Annotated in this window: 5 protein-coding genes; 2 read left to right on the forward strand and 3 right to left on the reverse strand. The window is 55.4% G+C overall.

What is annotated here, in order from left to right:
* Nucleotides 1–161 precede the first annotated feature (161 nt).
* Complete coding sequence (locus tag OQK_RS22470) at nt 162–1,070, reverse strand: LysR family transcriptional regulator (protein ID WP_016774390.1); 909 nt, start codon at nt 1,068–1,070, stop codon at nt 162–164.
* A gap of 204 nt (nt 1,071–1,274) precedes the next feature.
* Between OQK_RS22470 and OQK_RS28905 the strand changes: the two genes are divergently transcribed.
* Both OQK_RS28905 and OQK_RS22480 read left to right on the forward strand, forming a co-directional pair.
* Entirely contained in the window at nt 1,275–1,844 is a 570-nt protein-coding gene (locus OQK_RS28905; RefSeq protein ID WP_016774391.1) for an NAD(P)H-dependent oxidoreductase, read from the forward strand.
* Nucleotides 1,845–2,080: 236 nt separating this feature from the next.
* Entirely contained in the window at nt 2,081–2,296 is a 216-nt protein-coding gene (locus OQK_RS22480; protein ID WP_050977888.1) for an Atu4866 domain-containing protein, read from the forward strand.
* A 45-nt stretch (nt 2,297–2,341) separates the two neighbouring features.
* Here OQK_RS22480 and OQK_RS22485 read toward each other — a convergent pair whose 3' ends face one another.
* On the reverse strand, nt 2,342–2,899 hold the full coding sequence (locus tag OQK_RS22485; protein WP_016774393.1) for a flavin reductase family protein: 558 nt from the start codon (nt 2,897–2,899) through the stop codon (nt 2,342–2,344).
* 137 nt (nt 2,900–3,036) lie between these two features.
* Nucleotides 3,037–3,942, reverse strand: coding sequence for a LysR family transcriptional regulator (locus OQK_RS22490; RefSeq protein WP_016774395.1), 906 nt, complete (start codon nt 3,940–3,942; stop codon nt 3,037–3,039).
* Nucleotides 3,943–4,083 lie beyond the last annotated feature (141 nt).

A 4,083-nucleotide genomic window follows, 5' to 3' on the forward strand; every position in this document is an offset into this window, starting at 1 on the left:
ATCAGTATCAACTTTGTTGGCGGCGCTATTGGCTCCGCAGTTGCAAGTTTCGGTATTCGGTATGTCGGCTGGGAAGGGCTGTGCCTACTGGGCGCTGCTTTGCCCGCGGCTCTTGTGCTGGCCTATGCATTGAAGGAACGGCCCTTTGCCCGCGTTGCGGTTCAATGAACATGCAAATGGGCGGCGAGGAAATCCATCAGGGCTCTCACGCGTGCGGGCAGATGTCCGCCTTGGCCGACGTAAATCGCATGAATCTCCGTGACGCTTGCAGGCACGAATGGTTGCAGGACGCAAACCAACCTTCCGGCAGCCAGGTCATCTGCAACCTGGCAGAACCCCAGCTTGGCTAGCCCTGCGCCCAGCACCGTCAACTCACGCAAGGCGTCGCCATCGCTGACGCGCAGATTGCCTTTTACCGGGTACATACGTTGCTCGCCGCTCTCGTCGAGCAAGGCCCACTCCATGGCGGGAGGCGAAAAGGTGAAACCCAGACAGTTGTGATCGGCAAGGTCTTGAGGCACCAGCGGAGTGCCCTTGGCCGCCAGGTAGTCAGGAGATCCTACGATCAGCCCTCTGGATTGCCCGAGTCGTTTCGCCACAAGGTTGGAGTTCTTGAGCGCTCCGGTGCGTATGGCGATATCCGCACGTGCTTCGATGAGATCGACCACCTCATCGGTGAGGAAAAGTTCGACGCTGACCCCAGGATGTTGATTCATGAACAAGTTGATGATGGGAAGAAAAAGCTGGCGGCCGATACCCACATTACAGCTGATTCTGACCACGCCCTGCGGTGCAGAACTGGAAGATGCTTCGCGTTCCGCTTCGTCAAGATCGGCCAGTATGGCAACGCTGCGTTCGTAAAAAGCCATTCCTTCTGGCGTCAGCAGTTGCTTGCGCGTGGACCTGTTCAGCAAACGTGCGCCAAGACGGCTTTCCAGGCGCGTCATGAGCTTGCTCACGGCAGAGGGGGTTATCGCGCAAGCTCTTGCGGCCGCTGAATAACCTCCGCGTTCCACCACTTTAACGAACACGCTCATCTCGGCGAAGCAATTGATATCCAGTCGTCGCATGTGAACTCACGTCATAAATCGTGTGCCTGGGCACGGGCTGTTTATCTACCATTTCGCGCGCCTAATATTTTGCCAACGCGATATGGAACGGTTGCCGACTTTGAAAGCAAAGAAGTGGCCACTTCCAACCATCGCGCTCTTGCTGTCACGTTGTTTTCTCTAACCGTAGAACATTGCCATGTTGATAGCTGCTCGGAGGCTGAAATGACTCATACACTGCAATTAGTACTGATCCATAACAGCAACCAGTCCAACGGCGTAGACACGGCGTTGGTGCAATGGATTACCGCCGTGGTGCAAGACCGCAGCGAATTTGCGTTGAGCGTGGTAGAGCCGTTTGACCTGAGATTTATAGACGATTTTTCGGAACAGCCCGGTCGTCGAGTGTGCTTGAGAGCTCTAGCGGCAGCAGATGCCTATATCGTCTTGGTGCCCGCACGTCACCTTGGTTACCAGCATGGATTGAAAGTCTTGATGGCGCGCTGGCCTGAACACCTCCAGGGACGACCTTGTTCATTTGTTGGGTATGGCACCACGACGGGCGGGGAGGATGAGGTCGACGAGCTTGGATGCGAGTTGTTGAAGCTGCAGGCGATGCCTGTTGGTGGCTATGTGAAGTTCGCTGAGATTGCCGAGCGTCTCGAACAAGGCCTCGGACTGGAGCACTTTGCGCAAGCACGGGTTTCGATGGCGCAGTTGTTGATCCAGCTGGCCTGGTGGGCACGGGCGCTGAAAGATGCGCGGGCCTTCTCTCCTTTGCAGAAGTTCGCTTAGTCCCCCGCCTCGACGTTTTTGCGAGCGCCTGGAGCATTGGGCAAAACCTGCGCAGGAATTGCATAACGGCACCGCGTCGCGACTTTTTACTCTTGCTTCAAGTCCTGCTGAACGGCAGGAAACTCTGATCTGAAAACAGGAATTCTAAAATGTCCGATGTCGAAATTCGCGTAACCCCTGATGCGCAAGAACACGCCACGGCAAATCCAGCCGACGATCAGGGCAAGTACGTTGGCATGTGGGTGACAGCCGACGGTCATATTCGCCATGAGTTGCTGCCAAGAGGGCGATATGACGAGGCTCGCGGCCGGCAAAAAAGCGCTTATCAAGGGCACTACTGGCTGGAAGGCGACCACATCGAGTATGTGGACGATACTGGCTTCACCGCAGACGGAGAGTTTCGAGATAACGTGCTGTACCACGCGGGCATGGTGTTATATCCCGAGCGCTGACGCATAAGCCGGAATGAACATTCCGGCTTTTTTATTAGTGTCGTATTACAGATTCTGTGGGCGGAATTGATCGCGCAATTCCAGGGTTTCGCCCGCCACCATAAATTTCCCCTGCCCGCGGTAATGCAGGGTTTTGGGATTTTTCACCGACGTAGCCACATGCGCCTTGACCACTTCCCACACGAACAGACCGTACTCGCCGATAAGATTGGAGTCGAACAGCTTGCACTCGAAATTGGCGTAGCACTCTTTGATCAACGGGGCCTTTACCCGTTCTGCGGGGGCGGCTGTGAGGTCAAATTGGGCAAACTTGTCGATGGCGCCACCGCTGCTGTTGCCGACGGCAACAACCTGGTCCACCAATTCGACGGTGGGCACGTTGATGACGCACTGCTGGCTGTTGTGGATCAGCTCGTAGCTGTGGTTTGCACTCCAGATGTAGCAGCCGAACAGGGCGGGGGAGAACTGCATCATCATGTGCCAACCCATGGTCATTATGTTGGTTTCACCTTGCCAGGCGGAGGTCACCAGGACGATGGGGCCGGTTTCCAGATGCTGGCGAACCTCGCTCAAAGGGAAGTCGGATTTTCGAAATGCGGTCATGGCGCCTCCGGGGATCAAAAGAGGATAAACAGTTGTTGTCAGTCGCTTTCGACAACTCAACTTTCCTGCTTTTTGACATGCACCTCTCCGGCAGCCTTGCTCAAGCTGTCGGATTTTTGCTCTTTTTCCTAGATTGATTACGTCGGCAAAAGCTGTTCGCCGAACCGCTTGATCAGCCACTGCCCAGCCGGACCGGGCGGCGAGTCGGTTCGATAAATCGCATCGAAGGCGTAGGTGCCGCCTTTACAGTCGGGCATATCCAGTTCGACCAGGCGTCCTTCGTCCAGGTCAGACTGAACCATGGGCATCGGCATATTCCCCCATCCGATGCCCTCTTTGAGAAGCATGTGTTTGGCGCCCAGATCCGCCAGTCGCCAAGTGCGAGTGCTCACGACGGCAAAGTCCTTGTCACCCGTAAGCGTTGAACGATCCGATAGCACCAATTGAACAAACTCTCTGGCAGCGCCAGGGGATTTGGAACACTCGGTTGCAAGCGGGTGTGCAGGCGCGGCGACCGGTATCAATTGAACACTGCCCACGCCGATGCGCTCGATGCCGTCCAAGCCAATGTCCAGCGGACCGCTGATGCCGACTCCAGCTTTCTTCTCCATCACCAGTTGGGTCACTGCCCCCAAGGCTTCCATGTGCAAGTGCAGAGTGACTGTGGGAAATTCTTCCCTAAAGGTCCTCAACGCATCGACTACTCGCTCGGCAGGGAGCATTACATCGAGCGCGAGGTGAACTTCTGCTTCAAGCCCATGCAGCAAACCGGAGACTTTTGCGCGCAGCCCATTTACGCCGTTGGTAATAGTGCGTGCTTCAGCCAGGACGGTTCGACCTGCCTCCGTCAGTTGCGGTTTGCGCGTGGTTTTGCGGTCAAACAGTGAAACCCCGAGCTGCATCTCCAGATTGGAAATGGAGTAACTCACCACCGATGTCGCGCGATGCAGTTTTCTGGCCGCAGCGGCAAAACTGCCCACTTCTACAACCGTCAGAAATACTTTCAGTTGATCAAGCGTTGGTGTTCCTGGATCGGAGATCATTTCTACTGTCTCGAACGTTTGGGGAGTACTTGTCCTGATTTTGCAGACAGCAGCATATACGCAAGATTGAGCACTTGATCGGCTCTAACAATCAATTGACCGGTTTGTTTCTTCGGCAAGCCATTCGCTGCGCGTGATCTC

The organism is Pseudomonas sp. R62 (assembly GCF_000257605.1).
Taxonomy (GTDB): Bacteria; Pseudomonadota; Gammaproteobacteria; order Pseudomonadales; family Pseudomonadaceae; genus Aquipseudomonas; species Aquipseudomonas atacamensis.